The organism is Mesobacillus persicus (genome assembly GCF_900109925.1).
Taxonomy (GTDB): Bacteria; Bacillota; Bacilli; order Bacillales; family Cytobacillaceae; genus Mesobacillus_B; species Mesobacillus_B persicus.
Genome location: NZ_FOBW01000005.1, coordinates 189,167 through 205,877, shown reverse-complemented (window position 1 = coordinate 205,877; position 16,711 = coordinate 189,167). Strand labels below are relative to the sequence as shown.

The 16,711-nt window shown below is 37.6% G+C and carries 11 protein-coding genes; 8 read left to right on the top strand and 3 right to left on the bottom strand.

The features are described from left to right. Positions 1 to 25 precede the first annotated feature (25 nt). A complete protein-coding gene (locus BMX30_RS09220) occupies positions 26 to 433 on the bottom strand; it encodes a MarR family winged helix-turn-helix transcriptional regulator (protein ID WP_090744273.1) in 408 nt (135 codons plus the stop codon). Between the two features lie 528 nt (positions 434 to 961). On the opposite strand from BMX30_RS09220, the gene BMX30_RS09215 reads away from it, so the two are divergent. The 4 genes from BMX30_RS09215 (at position 962) to BMX30_RS09200 (ending at position 10,183) form a co-directional block, all read left to right on the top strand. After that, positions 962 to 1,678, top strand: a complete 717-nt coding sequence (locus BMX30_RS09215) for a GNAT family N-acetyltransferase (protein ID WP_090744058.1) — start codon at positions 962 to 964, stop codon at positions 1,676 to 1,678. Positions 1,679 to 1,865: 187 nt separating this feature from the next. Then, positions 1,866 to 4,376, top strand: coding sequence for a GH39 family glycosyl hydrolase (locus BMX30_RS09210; protein WP_090744055.1), 2,511 nt, complete (start codon positions 1,866 to 1,868; stop codon positions 4,374 to 4,376). A gap of 447 nt (positions 4,377 to 4,823) precedes the next feature. Beyond that, positions 4,824 to 7,571 carry a glycoside hydrolase family 3 N-terminal domain-containing protein gene (locus BMX30_RS09205; protein ID WP_090744052.1) on the top strand — a complete coding sequence of 916 codons (2,748 nt, stop codon included), beginning with the start codon at positions 4,824 to 4,826 and terminating at the stop codon, positions 7,569 to 7,571. 275 nt (positions 7,572 to 7,846) lie between these two features. Then, positions 7,847 to 10,183, top strand: coding sequence for a glycoside hydrolase family 3 C-terminal domain-containing protein (locus tag BMX30_RS09200; protein WP_090744049.1), 2,337 nt, complete (start codon positions 7,847 to 7,849; stop codon positions 10,181 to 10,183). Positions 10,184 to 10,337: 154 nt separating this feature from the next. Here the strand turns inward: BMX30_RS09200 and BMX30_RS09195 are convergent, their stop codons facing one another. Continuing rightward, positions 10,338 to 10,883 carry a DUF420 domain-containing protein gene (locus BMX30_RS09195; protein ID WP_090744046.1) on the bottom strand — a complete coding sequence of 182 codons (546 nt, stop codon included), beginning with the start codon at positions 10,881 to 10,883 and terminating at the stop codon, positions 10,338 to 10,340. Between the two features lie 361 nt (positions 10,884 to 11,244). Continuing rightward, on the bottom strand, positions 11,245 to 12,408 hold the full coding sequence (locus tag BMX30_RS09190; RefSeq protein WP_090744043.1) for an MFS transporter: 1,164 nt from the start codon (positions 12,406 to 12,408) through the stop codon (positions 11,245 to 11,247). Between the two features lie 542 nt (positions 12,409 to 12,950). Between BMX30_RS09190 and BMX30_RS09185 the strand changes: the two genes are divergently transcribed. The 4 genes from BMX30_RS09185 (at position 12,951) to BMX30_RS09170 (ending at position 16,497) form a co-directional block, all read left to right on the top strand. Further along, positions 12,951 to 13,319, top strand: coding sequence for an ArsR/SmtB family transcription factor (locus tag BMX30_RS09185; protein WP_090744040.1), 369 nt, complete (start codon positions 12,951 to 12,953; stop codon positions 13,317 to 13,319). Continuing rightward, entirely contained in the window at positions 13,312 to 15,435 is a 2,124-nt protein-coding gene (locus BMX30_RS09180; RefSeq protein ID WP_090744036.1) for a heavy metal translocating P-type ATPase, read from the top strand. Before BMX30_RS09185 ends, BMX30_RS09180 begins: the two co-directional genes overlap by 8 nt. 350 nt (positions 15,436 to 15,785) lie before the next feature. Beyond that, entirely contained in the window at positions 15,786 to 15,986 is a 201-nt protein-coding gene (locus BMX30_RS09175; RefSeq protein ID WP_090744034.1) for an alpha/beta fold hydrolase, read from the top strand. A gap of 250 nt (positions 15,987 to 16,236) precedes the next feature. Continuing rightward, positions 16,237 to 16,497 carry a hypothetical protein gene (locus tag BMX30_RS09170; protein ID WP_090744031.1) on the top strand — a complete coding sequence of 87 codons (261 nt, stop codon included), beginning with the start codon at positions 16,237 to 16,239 and terminating at the stop codon, positions 16,495 to 16,497. Positions 16,498 to 16,711 lie beyond the last annotated feature (214 nt).

The following is a 16,711-nucleotide window of genomic DNA, read 5'->3' as shown; positions in this document are numbered from 1 at the left end:
AGTGGAGCTGACCTCATTTTTTATTTTATTTCTGATGGTTGATGAAACTGTCTTTTAATAGTCCTATTCGCTTGATTTCATCCAAATGAATTTCTGATAATGTTTCGATTAGTTCACTTCCCTTTGGAGTCACTTCAATGAGGACACTCCGGCCGTCTTCTGGATTTTTGCGTCGGGAAACCAATTCTAAAAGCTCACAGCGATCAATCAATCCAACACATGAATGATGCGTAATCTGTAATCGTTCCGCAAGTTCTCTCGGAGTGGCATAATCACGGCCTGGGAACCCTTTAATGGCAAGAATTAATTGGTGTTGCTGAGGGGTCAACCCAACCGCTTGAGCCGCTTTTTCACTAAACTTCTGAAATTTTCGTAATTGATACCGATATTCTGCTAAATATTCATAAATGTCTTTAGATAACAAAAATTCCACCAACTTTCCACTATCCTTCTCTTGTTAAATATATCTTAACACGATATAATTGAGAAAACAAAATATCGTAATGCGATATTTTTATGGAGGTGTCATCCATGGATATGTGGACATTGCTTTTCCCAACCTCGGTGACGGGTGTCATTATTTTTATTGTCGGGTTTTTGTTAACCATTTATTTGCATCTTAAAGTGTATAAACTTTAATAATTATGCCTAACCATGCTTAGATTTTTGGGGTCAGTCCCCCGATAGAGTAAAGCGTTACTTCAGTGGGGCGCTACCATCTTTTCCGACTTAATTTTCTACTGAGAAATCTAGTCGGTTTTTTTGCGTTTCCGTTATTTAAGGATGTTGATCATATAGTACTCATGATAATTTTTTTGTGAAAAAAGAGTGTGTCTGGCAACAGATTTTATGAGTAAACCATGCTACTATGAAGTTTATAAGGTCGTTTATAATAACAAAGCCTTATCGAATTTAGCCTAAGTGAAGTAGCATACTAACAATAGAAGAACGAGGGATTCAATTGAGTAAAAGAACAAAATTAAAAAAGCGAAAAGCAACCGATTATTTTGAACAAGATACAGACGACAACTTTTATTTTATAGCGGGTTACACAGATGGTGGTGCACCTTATGGAACGACCCGGGAAGAAATCATTGCAGAAGAATTGAAGATTAGGGGAGCAGTGAAGAAGGATGCCAAGAAAGCTGTAGAACTTATTCATATTGCCATTACCGATATTGCTGAGCAACTGACCGGACAAACGAAGAAAGAAAATGTCCGTAAAACACTATCTCAATTCTTTTGCGAGGACAATAATCGTCTTAGCTATCAAAATATGATTGTAGCCGACCTTATAGGTGAAATAGCCGGGATTATCCTTACCTATCCTGGAGAAGAAGCTACTCGACTAGATGAGCCAATCTTGAAACGTTTAAGAAAGAAAAGAAGGAATGAGGAAATATTCTTTGATAAAGAAGCAAACGAAAACGACTTTTATATAGACACCTTATGCGTGAATGATCTGTACAGGGGTTATGGAATCGGAACCATTCTTTTAAAAGAAGCAGAAAAAATGGCAATAGAAAAAGGATATTCCAGAGTTTCCTTGAATGTAGCGCAGGATAATCAAATGGCAAAAAAACTATACCAACGAGTAGGATATTCGGAAGAGAAAGTCATTCAAATTAATAAACATTCCTATGATTATATGGTCAAGAATCTTAAGGAGGTAGAATAAATACGGAATTTTGGGTCAGCCCCCCGGTGGAGTAAAGCGTTACTTCAGTGAGGGACTGACCCCATTTTTCATTGTAAATAACAAATTTAATTTAAACCTACATACATAACTATTCCATTAACTACGGCTTGCTAGTATATAATATCTACTAAAACAAAATTTTTTACATACCCAAGGAGAGTAGATCATGCAATTTCAATATGAACAGATTAACTATTCAGCTGATCTGCCTGTAAATATATTTACCCAGACTGTTGAACGTTTCCCATATCATTGGCACGAAGATACAGAAATCCTTCTTGTTTTGGAGGGAGAACTGGAGATACGGATTGACCGAAATAGCTATAAACTTGAGAGTGGAGATATTTTTCTTGTAAATGGGAATGAGCTTCATTTTATTCATTCGCATACTAGCTATGGAAAAACTCAGGTATTAGCTATGCAGATGGATAGCAGGTTTCTAAAAGAACATGGAATGGATATCGAGCAAAAACGATTCTACCTGAACTCAAGAGATGAGTATAATGCACCTAAAGTGGTTATGGATGAGCTGAAATACATTCTTGCCAATATGATGGATTTGGTCATAAATAAAAAGAGTCTTTTTCAACTAAAAATAAAGAAATGGTTATTAGAGCTCGCAGTGATTCTCTTGGAACATTTTGAGGTAAAGGCCAAGGTAGATGATAAGCAGCTAGATAATGACCAGAGATTACTAGAGATTTTAAAGTTTATGAATAAGAACTGCATGAAGGCAGGTTTAAGCTTACAAGATATTGCGGATGAATTTAACTTGAATCCTCAATATTTATCTCGATATTTTAAGGCGAAGGTTGGCGTGTCATTTAAAAAGAAATTAGACAATATGCGATTGAATAAGTCGTTACTAGCCTTGCAAATAACAGATGAAACAGTCACTGAAATAGCCTTGAAGTATGGTTTTCCTGATAGTAAAGCTTATTATCGAGTATTCAAAGAAGTTTTAGGGACTACACCTAGAGAATACCGAGATGCCTATAAGGTGGAAGTCGAGAACAACATTTCTAAGGATTATCTTAGTATTAATAGCAATGAATCACTTGCCAATTTGTTTAAGTATCTCAAAAAGGGTGGGAATAACCAGGAAATACAGCAACGTGAGTCTCAGTCTGTGACTGTTGATCTAACTAAAACTAAAAGATCAATCAATCATACCTTTACCAATTTGCTGACTTTTGGCTATGCTCCACTTGCTCTGAGAAATGATTTTAAACAACAATTAAATCAAATTCAAAAGGAAATAGGCTTTAAGTATGTTCGATTTCATGGGATTTTTGCTGACCAACTCCTTGTATACAATATTAAATCCGATGGAACATACTACTTTAATTTTAATAACGTCGATGTGATTATAGATCACTTGCTCGAGGCAAAAGTTAAACCTTTTATTGAAATAGGGTTTATGCCCAAGGACTTAGCCACGACTGAGCATACGATTTTTTCGTGGGAAGCTTACGTGTCACCCCCAAAACAAATGGAGAGATGGAAAGAATTAATTGAAACATTTGTTAGGCACTTGATTAATCGGTATGGATTGGATGAAGTTAGAACATGGTATTTTGAGTTTTGGAACGAGCCGGAAGTTCCATTCTTCTGGAGAGGGACCAGGGAGGAGTTTTTGACCCTATTTGCCGAGACGTACAAATCAATCAAATCAATTGATTCCAAAATGAAACTAGGTGGGTTTAGTAGTATTAATTTTGCAAATTACCAATCATGGATCGATGATTTTAATCAGTTTGCATCAAAAACAGAAATAGATTTAGATTTGGACTTTTTCGCTTTTCATGTTTACAACCTTACTCGAAAACCAAACGTTGATCGACAAGTAAATAAAAAAACTTCCTATGAGGGGATCAACAGTGTGACAGCTTTTAAGACCATCATGATTGGCGATGAACAAAATCTGACGTTAAATATTGACTCAGTTATTGAAAAGAGTAGAGGTTTCCACAAAGATACGAAAGAGATTTGGATCACTGAATGGAATGGCAATAGTGATAGCCAGGATTTACTGCATGATACGTGTTACATGGCAGCTTTTATTGCCAAAAATGCCATTGAAAACTTCGAAAAAGTAAATGGAATGGGATACTGGACGTTTACCGATTTATTTGAAGAATTTAAACAGAAAATTCACCTGTTTCATGGCGGGTTCGGTCTCATGACCTACAACGGGATAAAAAAAGCTGGATACCATGCTTTCTATTTTTTAAGTAAACTCGGAGATGAGTTAGTAGTAAAAACCGAAAATATGATTGTTACTAAAAGAGGCGTGGATTATCAAATATTAATTTTCAACTACAGTCATCCTAACTATTTATATCGCACCTTTGACTACTCACAATTGTCTCCGACTAGTCGGTATTCTGTTTTTGATGATGAAAAAGTCCAGGCTTATCAAGTGACTTTAAATGGTATCCATGGGAACTATCGCATGAAAAAACAATATGTAAACAGGGAGCAAGGTTCATCCTACGATGCCTGGGTTGATATTGGTGCGCCCGTAGATATAGACGATGAAACGGTTTGCTTCTTAAGGGGAAAAGCGGAGCCTGGAATGAAGATAGAGGATATAACCGCAAATGATACCTATTCTCTGATAACAGAACTGCAACCACATGAAATTCAATTAATAGAATTCAAAAAACGATACTGAAGTTGTTATCAAGCCATTCGCTAGGAGATAGAGCGAATGGCTTATTTATATACTTGAGTTCGTATTCACCTAAACAAATCAGTTTTATGTCAAAAATCGTAACAATCACTCATATGATTCACTTCTATAGTAAGCCCGGTTTTTCAACTATCTTAGAAATAAGTCATTAATTGGAGTGGATATTCTATTGTATTGGAATGAAGTATATCCTAGTCCTCTATATACTTGACTTACCTGCTTCGTTAGATGGTGCAATCATTTGATAGCGTTTTCTATTTCCACTCTATGCGTAGAAATTGGCCGTTTCATTACGGTGGACAAGCGGGCTTTAAAAGTTCAAATGGAATATCACTTAGAACCAAGTAGGCATCTGTATGTTTTATATGAAAGTTAACAACGGGATTTTTCTTTAAATGAAAACAGGGAAAAGGGTAGGAGGAGTTCATCATGATGGAATACTTTAAAAAGAGAAAAGCCTGGAAGCAAGAAATCGTTCAACGAGTGCGGGAGGATAAGGCAAAGCATAAAGAGAGAAAGCAAGAAATAGCTGCGTTGCCTACTTCAGAACGAAAAGAAGCGATTAAAAGCGATAAGCTTTTGCAAAAAGGACAAAAACAACAAAGAAAAGACGAACTAAAATCATTGAGCCGTAAAGAAAGAAAAGCAGCGAAAAAAGAAAATAAAATGTACAAGAAAATAAAAAATCGACCAAGACGAATCACAGGCTGGTCCGTCGTTGCTCTACTGATACTAACTGCTGGCGTAACTGTAGGACCAACAGTTTCTAGCCTCGTTGGAAACATAACTGGAAAACATATTACCATTAACACAACAAGTGCAGAAGGTGTCAAAGCCAGAGAAGCTGCTGATGTTGTCGCAGAAAAAATTGCGAATGAAGGAATCGTTTTATTAAAAAATGAAAACAACTCACTTCCCCTTGTAGATAAAAAACTCAATGTATTTGGTTCTACGGCCTTTAGTTTTAAATATGGCGGGGGTGGTTCTGGTGCTTCAGACCAATCTCGTGCAGTAAATTTATTTGAGGCCCTTACGAATGCGGGGATTGACTATAATCAGGAATTATATGACTACTATACAGGATTGCCAGAGCTACAGGAAGTAACAGGTCAGTCTGATACTGGACTTGTTCAAGTCGTTAAAGGAATGGTAAGTGGTGAAGGGGCAGCTGGAGAACCAGATGTAACAGAGGCTGCATTAAATCAAGCGAAAGAGTACTCTGAAAATGCGATGATTATTATCCAAAGTGAAGCTGTAGAAGCATCCGATGTAAGTAGTGATCAATTAAAGTTATCAGATGAAATGCATGATTTAATTGTAAAAGTAGCTGAGAATTTTAGTAATGTGACAATCGTTGTAAATGCCGGTAACACTTTAGAGTTAGGATTTGTAGATGAATATCCAAGTATTCAGTCGGTTCTTTGGGTTGGAACCCCTGGGCCATTTGGAACGAATTCACTTGCAAAAGTATTATCAGGTGAATTAAATCCTTCTGGCCGTATTACTGATACCTATGTCTATGATGTTAACTCCTCGCCAGCGAGTGAAAATTTCGGGGACTATAAATATGAGAATCTAGATAAAGCTTACCTAAATTATGAAGAAGGAATTTATGTAGGATATAGATTCTATGAGACGTATTTTCAAGGAGATGACCAAGGATACAAACAAACTGTTCAATATCCTTTCGGTTCTGGTCTGAGTTATACGACATTTGATTGGAATATCGTCCATTCACAATTAAATAATGAATCTATTGAATTACAAGTTGAAGTGAAAAATACTGGCGAAGTAGCGGGTAAGGACGTAGTTCAAGTGTACTATTCTGCTCCTTACACACCGGGTGGAATTGAGAAGTCTGCTATTAACTTAGCTGCCTTTGCAAAAACGAAATCACTAGAACCAGGAGAGTCTGAGATATTAACGATTAAGTATGATACAAGAGATATGGCTTCTTACGATATGGCAAATGAGAACTATATTTTAGAAAAAGGATCCTACCAAATTAAACTCGGTAAAAATGTCCATGTAATAGACAGTACACTAAATTTGGATTTACCTGAAGATATTGTGTACAAAACAGATGCTGATACAGAGACAGAATACAAAAATCGGTTTACTCAATCAGAAAACGAGTTAAGTATTCTTTCTCGTAACGATTGGGAAGGAACATACCCATCCGATCAGGATGATTCAAAAGTTGCGACAGATAAAGTGATTGAAAGAGTTGAAGGACATGAATTCAATAATGATGTGGAAATGCCTACAACAGGTGCTGACAATGGGCTCAAATTAGAAGATTTAAAAGGATTAGATTATGATGACCCTAAGTGGGATGAATTCTTAGACCAATTAACTGTTGATCAAATGATCGATTATGTGTCAGAAGGTGCTTATCACACAAGAGCAATTGATGAACTTGGAATTCCGAATACAGTATTATTGGATGGACCGGCTGGATTTAATTTCTTCTTTAAGAAGTTTGAAGCAGGCGCATACCCAACTGAAATTGTCATTGCATCCACTTGGAATAAAGAGTTAGTCTACGAGATGGGTGAAGCGATTGGAAAAGAAGCAAAAGCATACGGAATTCACGGATGGTACGCTCCAGCTCTTAATATTCACCGTACAGCACAAGGCGGTAGAAACTTTGAGTATATGTCAGAAGACCCTGTATTAAACGGTAAGATTGGTGGAAATTTGTCGAAAGGTGCTCAGGAACAAGGTGTGATCGTATTTATGAAACACTTTATCATGAATGAGCAAGAAACAAATGCACGCTCCGGGTTATTAGTATGGTCGAATGAACAAGCCATGCGAGAAATCCACCTGCGTCCTTTCGAAATGACCGTAAAAGAGGCTGAAGTAAATGGTGCGATGTCTAGTTTCTCTTACATTGATGGAAAATGGGCAAACCCAGAATTATTAAATGGAATGCTACGAGATGAGTGGGGCTTTGAAGGCGTAGTTTCTTCAGATGCGGTATTCGGATTCATGGAACCACAAAAAGCCATCACATCTGGTAATGATTTAATGTTAGATATTTTATCGGTTACAAAGAACAAAAAACAGTTAGAAGAAGCATATGATGAGCATCCAGAAGCCATTACAACAGGACTGCGAAATAGCATGCATAACTCACTATATGCAACACTTCAAACGTATCTTTTTAACTAAACCTATTATGATAAATTGATAGATTAGAGAAGGCGGTCTTAGCTCGCCTTCTTACTATTTTTTAGGCTGTGTTAAAGTACATTGTTGATATTTCACAAGTTGATTGGAGCGGAAGGCACGAAGACTCCTGCGGGAGTACGGAGCTGGGGAGACCCCACAGGCGCTTTAGCGCCGAGGAGGCTCCCCGCAACGCCCGCGGAAAGCGAAGTGCCTGGAGCGCAAATCAACAGCTACCTTTAACAGAGCCATTTTTAAAAAAAGAGTGGCGGTGTACTATGAAATATAAAGATTTAATTAAACAAATGACTTTAGAAGAGAAAGCTTCCCTCATGTCTGGACAAAACTTTTGGAATACAAAGGCAATCGATCGTCTTGGAATTCCTTCCATTATGCTAACCGATGGACCACACGGACTTCGCAAGCAAGGTGGAAAGGCTGATCACCTTGGATTAAACAAAAGTTTACCAGCAACTTGTTACCCAACAGCAGCAACGCTAGCAAATAGTTGGGATAAGTCACTTGTATTTAACGTAGGAAAAGAGATTGGTAAGGAAGCTCGCAGTGAAAAAGTAAGTGTCTTGCTTGGCCCGGGATTAAATATTAAACGGAATCCACTATGTGGACGTAATTTTGAATATTTCTCTGAAGATCCCTACCTAACTGGTGAACTAGCGAGTGAAATGGTAAAGGGAATTCAGTCGAATGGGATTTCAGCTTGCCCTAAGCATTACGCAGTCAATAGTCAAGAACATATGCGAATGACCATTGATGAAATTGTCGATGAACGGTCACTCAGAGAAATTTATTTAACAGGATTTGAAAAGGTTGTAAAAGAAAGTAATCCGTATACGATGATGTCTTCTTATAATAAGGTAAATGGTGAATTTGCAAATGAAAATCAACATTTGGCTAATGACATTTTGTATTCTGAATGGGGATTTGACGGGGTTGTTGTAACTGACTGGGGAGGGAATAATGACCGTGTTGCAGGGTTGAAAGCTCATAATCAGTTAGAAATGCCATCTACTAACGGAATTACGGATAAAGAAATTGTAGATGCAATCAATGCAGGAACACTAGATGAATCCATATTAGATGAAGCAGTAGAACAATTGCTGAATCTTATCGATAAAGTACGTTTAGATGATAAAGAATCCGTGCAAGTTGATTACGAAGAACATCACAACAAAGCTGTTGAAGCAGCGCGTCGATCAATCGTACTTCTTAAGAATGAAAATAGTATTCTTCCACTAAAAGCGGGAACCAATGTAGCAGTTATTGGTGATTTTGCTAAAAATCCAAGATACCAAGGCGCAGGGAGTTCATTAATTAATCCTTATAAATTAAGTAATCCGTTGGATAGTTTACAAAAGTCATCTTTAAATATTGCTGGCTACGCACAAGGATTTAAACGGATGGGAACCAAGAGGAGCAAATTAGTGCAAGAAGCAACGAGTCTTGCAAAATCCGCTGAGGTAGTGCTTTTATTTATTGGTCTTGATGAAAGCAAAGAAGCAGAAGGGGTAGATAGAGAAGATTTAACACTAGCTCAAAATCAGTTAGAACTTGTTGAATCCTTAGCTAAGGTAAATAGAAATATTATTGTTGTATTATCTGGTGGAGGAGCCCTTGAATTACCATTTGCAGATAAGGTACAAGGAATTCTACACACGTATCTTTCTGGACAAGGCGGGGGTGAAGCTGTCGTTGATCTATTGCTTGGCAAATCCAATCCAAGTGGTAAATTGAGTGAAACATTCCCTTTGTTGTACACCGATGTTCCATCCTCCACATACTACCCTGGACATCAAGCAACTAGTGAACATAGAGAAGGACTATTCATTGGGTATAGATATTATGAAACGGCCATTGTACCTGTGCGTTATCCATTTGGATATGGGCTATCATATACTACATTTAAGTACAGTGATATGGTGATAGACGGCTTAAATGTAAGTTTTCATTTGACAAATACAGGTGAAATTGCAGGGGCAGAGATTGCTCAATTGTATATTGAAAAGGTAGATTCGGTCATTTTCCGTTCTAAAAAAGAATTAAAAGGTTTTGATAAAATCTACTTGGAACCAGGTGAAACGAAGCAAGTAACTATAGAATTGACAGAACGAGATTTCGCTTACTATAATCCTGAAATCAAGGATTGGGAGGTTGAATCTGGGAATTACAAGATTCAAGTAGGCAGTTCGATTCAAGAGATTCATTTAGAGGAAACTGTTGAGATGGCTGGAGTTTCTCCGTCTATATTCTTAAAAAGTGAATATCCACACTATGCATTGGCTAACGTAAAGCAAGTCCCTGATGGAGAATTTGAAAAGATTTTAGGGAGAAAAATCCCCCCTAAAAACTGGGATCGTCATAAAGATTTAGGAATGAATGACACGATTAATCAAGCGCAGTATAAAAACTGGATAGGAAAATTGCTCTATCGTTCGATTATGTTCTTCCATTTCTACTTTAAAAAGATTGGAAAACCATTAACGGCAAACAACGTGTACTTTGTGATTAACATGCCATTTAGGCAGATTGACCGCTTTACAGGTGGTAAAGTAAGTAAAAAGAATGTTGAGAGGCTGCTAAGGTGGATCAATCGATAGAGGTGTTTTGTGTTTTGGGGTCAGTCCCCCGGTGGAGTAAAGCGTTACTTCAGTGGGGGTCTGACCCTTTTTTCTTTTATGGTTCCTAATCAGCTATTCGGATGTTGCCAAGTAAAAAAAAGCGTCCCTTAAGAACGCGCGTACTCTAATTCATTTAATAATATGGTGAAATCATTACGTAAATAATTACACCTGTTAAGCTTACATATAACCATAAAGGCATTGTCCACCTAGCTATTTTTTTGTGACGCTCATTTTCCATATTCCAAGCTCTTGCAACTGAGGTTAGTGCCAGAGGAACAATAATGGCTGCCAAAAGAATATGTGTGATTAATAAAAAATAATAAATATAGGCCACTAATCCTGTACCACCGAATGGTGTTGATTCTGCTATATAATGGTACGTCGTGTAGGTGAGGAGAAAGAGTGCTGTAGTTGTAAAAGCAGCATAAATAAAGCGACGGTGTATCTGTACTTTTTTCTTTAAGATGGCAATAAGCGCTCCAACAAGAAATAGAAACGTGAAGCTATTTAAAATGGCATTCATTAAAGGTAGAATAGTAGGGTCGAAAGCTGTAAAATTCTCTACTCCTGGTATGCCCGCTAAAACAAAGATTACCCCATTTAACAAAATCGTCGTAGCAATAATAAATGGTTTGTAATTTCTCTTCTTTTTTAATTGTTTCTCATCATAGTTCATTGAGTTACCTTCTTTCTAGATGGTTCTAAATTATAGTTAGTCAATACAATATTAAGTGTCATCTTAGTAAAGTGCAATATATTAATTGACTAAGGTTTTTTTTCATTTTGTTACAACGACGTGCTAGGGTCATTCCCCCGGTGGAGTAAAGCGTTACTTCGGTGGGGGTCTGCCCCCTTTTTCCCTATAAATTGGGTTTTCAATGATAGTTGATGTACGAACAAAAGAAGCAATGGGGACGTAGCCCATTGCTTCTTTTCATAGATTTTAGTGCTAGGTTTGTGAACCGTGACAATGAAACAAGGTTCTTCAGGGGTGAACGATTAGGTTCTTATTTAAGGATTGTGACAGGTTAGACCTCCTACTGAAAAAGTCGATTATTTTTTGGTTTTTCTACCTTTTTAGTACTAAGCACAAAGCTGGCGATGGCTGCAATGCTACAAACATATGGGAGTAGAGAATATCCCCAAATAGATATGACATAACCTCCAATCATTGAGCCAATGGTGATTCCAATATATAGAGCGGTATTATTCCATGCCATAACAATTCCTCGTTCTCTTGGGTATTCCACTGCTAATCGTGCTTGGTATGATGTAAATCCTGCGTATCCAACCAAAGCCCATATAAACAGAAAAAAATAAATCCAATCAGCAGATGAAAAAAATACACCTAAACAAATGAGTGATAAAGTTAAGAAAATTAGAGTAGTCTTCGAAATCTCCCTCTCTCCGAATTTATCTGTTAATTGTCCACTGGAAAGACTCCCTAAAACCGCACCGACACCATAAAAAGTAACAGCCAATGCGATTTCTGAAGAGGAGAATCTATTTTCGGAGTAAAGAGCTGCGCCTAAATAAACATAAAGGGCATACATTGAAATCGCCCAAAGGGTTGTAACACTTACGGAACCAAGTATTCTTAGAATATTTCCTTCTAATCGCTTTGTTGTTGTATCACCTATAGGAATAGATTTCCACGTTTTGAAATTCACTACCGCCAATATGGCTCCTATGATAGCCATTACAACAAAAACTGAACGCCAACCTAGAAAATGCTCTAGTAACGTACCGAATGGAGCTCCTGCCCAAAGAGCCGTTAAGTGTCCTGAGACAACAATCGAAAGCCATGTTCCTCTTCGATCTGGTGGCGCGATATCTCCAATGACTGCGTAGATCAAAGGAGTGATTGAAGCAACGGACAAACCAGCTAAAATACGGCTAATAATTAGCCATAAAAATGAAGGAGCAAAAGCAGTTAGTGCATTAGAAATAGTGAATAGCAATAAGCCAAACGTAATAAATGCTCTCCGTCCCTTTTTATCTGAAAGCCACCCAAAAAAAGGAGCCGAAAAAGCATATGTAACCGCAAAAACAGTGACCATCCATCCAGCCATCGCTGGATTAACATGATAGGCTTTTGAAATGAACGGTAATAACGGGGACACCACAAATAAGTCAGTACCCATGAGAAACAAAGTTATGCAACCAACGCTTAAACTTACCCTGCCTTGCAACTCAAACATCCCCCATATAAAATGATTTTTACATGTATATTCCCCTGGGACGTAAAAAGGACCTTATGTAAGTTTTATTGATTATCAAGAGAGGGGTTCTGCTATTCTTAGCAGACAGCAAGCAAGTAATCTAACTCCTTCTTCAATTTCTTCAATGGATTAATTTTGGGGTCAATTTTGGGGTCAGTCCCCCGGTGGAGTAAAGCTTTACTTCAGTGGGGGACTGACCCCTTTTAGGGGCCATTATCATGTAATTGCACATGTCACGGCTAGAGAGATGCACAATATGCCAAAAGTTCAACTAGAGGTAAGTGAATAAATATCAATAAATGATCAGCTTGAAAAGAATGGACTTCCATTCTTTTTTCTTTTTATAAGAAGTTAGCAACTTCATTAACATTTCCTACACTTTGGTCAATAATTGCTTTGGGAAAGGCAACAATAAAAATCAATTGGCAAAAATCATGTGAATATTCAAATGATCCTTTGACTGTTTGAGTGATATTGCATATACTAATAATCAAATGAGTATTAGAGTGAGGCGGGATACATTGAAGAACAATGATGTTTGTGAAATTACCTGTTTCGATGAACCTAAAGTAAACCGACTAAAGCAGGAGATTTCTCAACAAAATCCTGCAGAAGTTTCGAAAATTTTTAAAGCATTATCGGATGAAACTAGAATAAAGATTGCTTACTCACTAAGTCTTGAAGGGGAATTATGTGTATGCGACGTTGCAAATATCGTCGGGTGTTCAACCGCAACTTCTTCCCATCATTTAAGGCTTCTTCGAAACATGGGATTAGCCAAGTACCGAAAAGAAGGGAAGTTGGTTTTTTACTCCCTAGATGATGATCATGTAAAACAATTGATTCACATCGCCTTTGCGCATCAAAAGGAGGTGGCATCTCGTGGATAAAGCACTAGAACAAGAAAAGAACGTCTACCGAGTTCAAGGGTTCTCTTGAACAGGCTGTGCTTCTAAGTTCGAAAAGAACGTAAAACACCTGGATGGTGTTTCAGATGCAAGTGTCAATTTTGGAGCTTCCAAGCTAACGGTATATGGAAATACAACCATTAAGGATCTGGAGAAAGCGGGAGCTTTTGAAAATTTAAAGGTCATTCCTGAAAAAGAAAGATTTGATGAAGTGAAGGAACCATTCTGGAAGAAACACTCAACCGTCATTGCTTCGTTTATCTTCCTTTTAATTGGATGGTACTCAGGACATTTAGATGGAGAAGGAACGCTCACTTCTGTTTTAGCCTATGCCGCTTCAATTCTAATTGGAGGGTACCGACTCTTTATCACTGGGTTAAAAAACCTCTTGCGCTTCCAGTTCGATATGAAAACGTTGATGACGATTGCCGTCATCGGTGCAGCTTTTATTGGTGAATGGGGAGAAGGAGCGACCGTCGTTATTTTATTTGCCATCAGTGAAGCGCTTGAAACCTATTCAATGGACAAAGCCCGACAATCGATCCGTTCATTAATGGACATTGCGCCAAACGAAGCACTGATTCGCAAGGGAAATCAAGAAATGTTGATCCCAGTGGATGAGGTTGAGATTGGGGACATCATGATTGTCAAACCCGGGCAAAAAATTGCCTTGGATGGAATGGTTGTAAAAGGAAATTCAGCGGTCAACCAAGCAGCCATTACTGGAGAGTCTGTACCTTTAGCCAAAGCAATAAATGATGAGGTATTCGCCGGTACTCTGAATGAAGAAGGACTGCTCGAAGTTAAAGTAACCAAACACGTGGATGACACTACGATTGCGAAAATTATCCATTTGGTTGAAGAAGCTCAAGCAGAACGAGCTCCTTCTCAAGCGTTTGTGGATAAATTCGCAAAGTATTATACTCCGCTCATTATGCTCATTGCTTTAGGAGTGGCTGTGGTTCCTCCGTTGTTCGGAGCCGATTGGAACACTTGGATTTATCAAGGATTAGCGGTATTAGTGGTTGGATGTCCTTGCGCGCTCGTTGTCTCAACACCAGTATCGATTGTGACGGCCATTGGGAATGCGGCCAAGAACGGTGTCTTGATCAAAGGTGGAATCTATCTCGAAGAAATGGGCTCCATCAAAGCCATTGCTTTTGATAAAACAGGAACCTTAACAAAGGGAGTTCCTGTTGTCACCGATTATCTGCCCCAAAATGGAGCTACAGACGAACTGTTCAAAATGATTGCGGCTCTAGAAAATGGATCACAACACCCATTGGCTTCAGCCATCATGAAGAAAGCAGAAGAAAAAAACTTAGATTATCAAAAGGTTGAGATCAGTGACTTTACTTCAATCACGGGGAAGGGCATCAAAGGAAAGATTCAAGGCGAGACTTATTATGTAGGAAGCCCGAACTTATTTGAAGAAATCCTTCCGAACGGGATAACCCCCTATGTAAAAGAAAAAATTGAAACGCTACAAAACCAAGGGAAAACAGTGATGGTTGCTGGAACATCAAAGGGAATTATGGCATTAGTCGCTGTTGCCGATGAAGTACGAGAAAACAGTCAGAAAGTAATTGAAAGCCTGCACTCTTTAGGGATCGAAAAAACAATCATGTTAACGGGTGATAACTCAAGGACTGCACATGCCATTGGTAAACAAGTTGGCGTTACCGATATTAAAGCAGAGCTGTTACCGCATGATAAACTCAACTATATCAAAGACCTTAGAAAAGAATTTGACCGTGTTTCCATGATTGGTGATGGCGTAAACGATGCTCCTGCACTTGCTGCCTCAACAGTAGGAGTGGCAATGGGTGGTGCTGGGACAGATACAGCTTTAGAAACAGCTGATATCGCCCTAATGGCCGATGACTTAGGGAAGCTTCCTTTTACGGTGAAACTAAGTAGAAAAGCATTAGCCATCATTAAGCAAAATATCGCTTTCTCAATAGGGATAAAGCTCATCGCATTGTTGCTCGTTATTCCAGGTTGGCTTACTCTCTGGATTGCAATCTTTGCGGATATGGGCGCAACATTACTTGTTACCTTAAACAGCTTACGACTTCTCCGAGTGAAAGATAAATAACCAAGAGCTTCCCAGCAATGGGAAGCTTCTTTTAAATAGAGTAACATCACCTTCAATTAATAATATCTTAAACAACGTAGACACCTACACTTTCACTAAAAGTATAGCAAAAACATAAGAGAAGGGGGAAATGTGGTTGAGGGAGTAGGTAAAGATTTAAGGAAATTGACTTAGTTGAACATGAGCTATCATTTATATATGTATCTTACTGCACAGTACAATGATACTATTGATTAATTTGTCGTCTTGATTTCTAATTTTGGGGTCTAATTTAACTCTTTTCAAATCAAATATCATCTTTAGAAGAAAATAATGACCTATTTGATTACCCCTCAATTACAGATACAAATTTGGAAAATTTAACAGTTCCAACATTAGTGTTAAACGGTAGTAAAGATTTTCACGAGGTTGAGGCGGCTACCTACATAAAAGGGAAAAATAAAGATATTGAAATTGGGTTAATTCCAAATGCGGGGCATACAGCAAATATTGACCAATCAGATATTTATAATCTTTTGGTTAAAGAATTTATAAATAATACAATGAACTAAGATGGATCTTTTTCAAATTAAGATGCAGCATTAATTCCAAGTTAACAAGAGGATTGTTAATCGTGGCGATCCTGTATATATATTTATATAAAGAATAATAGGAAACCTGCGTTAAAATTAATATGTGAACAGTTGTACTTAAATTAACGGGAGCTAATTTTGAATTAAAGGTTTTCCACTTTGTTTAGAAATGAAATTTAATTATGAAATCATTGAAGTAATGGTAAAATTAAGGTAGGGAGGCGATTGTATGAAAAAGGTGGATGCACAAGCCGCAAAGGTATTGGAAGATATTTTTCAAGAAAAAGATCAGTCCTTTGAATTAAACGGACGGAAGTATAAAATTGTGGCTATTGATAATAATGATGAGTTTGAAACTACTGTAGCTGAAGATGTTGAAAGAGATCCAGAGTTAAAACGAAAATTGTTACAAGCTAAACAGGATATAGAACAAGGGAATTATTTTACTTCGGAAGAAATGCGAGAAATGATACGGAGCGGTCAAGTATAATATGAGGTTCATTTGGTTGGAAAACACAAAGGAATCATTTGAAAATATAAAAAGTCAGCATTTTTCCTATAGTGAGACCATTGAATATAAACTAAACTTATTAGAGCGTATTGAAGACAAAATATTAACACTTGGTACAAGTACAAGAGTAGATAAACCTGAATGGAAAGGAACTCATAAAGTTCTCGTAGATAAATTTGTTATTTACTATTCC

Excerpts from the sequence above, each read along its gene's own strand:
- BMX30_RS09210 (WP_090744055.1), top strand. The coding sequence starts at position 1,866 with ATGCAATTTCAATATGAACAGATTAACTATTCAGCTGATCTGCCTGTA.
- BMX30_RS09205 (WP_090744052.1), top strand. The coding sequence starts at position 4,824 with ATGATGGAATACTTTAAAAAGAGAAAAGCCTGGAAGCAAGAAATCGTT.
- BMX30_RS09200 (WP_090744049.1), top strand. The coding sequence starts at position 7,847 with ATGAAATATAAAGATTTAATTAAACAAATGACTTTAGAAGAGAAAGCT.
- BMX30_RS09195 (WP_090744046.1), bottom strand. The coding sequence starts at position 10,883 with ATGAACTATGATGAGAAACAATTAAAAAAGAAGAGAAATTACAAACCA.
- BMX30_RS09190 (WP_090744043.1), bottom strand. The coding sequence starts at position 12,408 with ATGTTTGAGTTGCAAGGCAGGGTAAGTTTAAGCGTTGGTTGCATAACT.
- BMX30_RS09170 (WP_090744031.1), top strand. The coding sequence starts at position 16,237 with ATGAAAAAGGTGGATGCACAAGCCGCAAAGGTATTGGAAGATATTTTT.